Genomic DNA, 684 nt, shown 5'->3' with positions numbered 1-684 from the left:
GTTGCACACCCGCGATGCGGTTTCACCGCTCAACGTCTGCGAGCCGGGCTTCAAGAAAGTCGAGAAAGCAGGCAATCCGCGAAGCCAACTGGGTGTTGCGGTAGTACACCGCGTGAATCGGTTGCAGCACCTCCACCGTGGCGTCCGGCAGGACCTGCACAAGGGCGCCTGAGCGCCGGTCTTCCACGGTCATGAAATCCGCCAGACAGACGATGCCGGTGCCTTGCAGTGCAAGCTGGCGCAGGGTTTCACCGCTGGAGGCTTTGAGCGTGGGTTCGATGCGCAGGCGGTCGCCGTGCGGGCCGCGCAGGGGCCACAGGTTCAGCGATTCCGGTTGAACGAAGCCGAGCAGGGCGTGCGTTTGCAGGTCATCGACATTGCGCGGGCGGCCGTGCGCTTTCAGATACGCGGGGCTCGCGAGGACGCGAAGCCGCCGCGTGCCAAGCAGGCGTGCCCGCAGGGTGGAATCGCGCAGTGTGCCGATGCGGATTGCCACGTCGGTGTCCTCTTCCAGCAGATCGATGATCAGGTCGTTGGTGTTCAGCTCCAGGTCGATCTGCGGATACCGGGCGCGGAAGTCGGGCACCAGGGGCGCCACCACATGCAGCATGAACGGCATGGCCGCATTGACACGCAGGCGGCCGGCAGGCTGCTGGCGGCGCAGGGCGATCTGCTCCTCGGCCT

The 684-nt window shown here is 65.9% G+C and carries 1 protein-coding gene; it reads right to left on the bottom strand.

Translation table 11 applies throughout. The features are described 5' to 3' along the window. Positions 1-22: 22 nt before the first annotated feature. On the bottom strand, positions 23-684 hold a 662-nt coding region (locus ACFIKI_RS08435), incomplete at its 5' end, for a LysR substrate-binding domain-containing protein (protein WP_375666759.1).

Source organism: Bartonella sp. TT121SHDZB (assembly GCF_042193415.1).
GTDB lineage: Bacteria > Pseudomonadota > Alphaproteobacteria > Rhizobiales > Rhizobiaceae > Bartonella.
The sequence above is the reverse complement of the archived record's forward strand: the minus strand, read 5'-3'. Positions and strand labels throughout refer to the sequence as shown.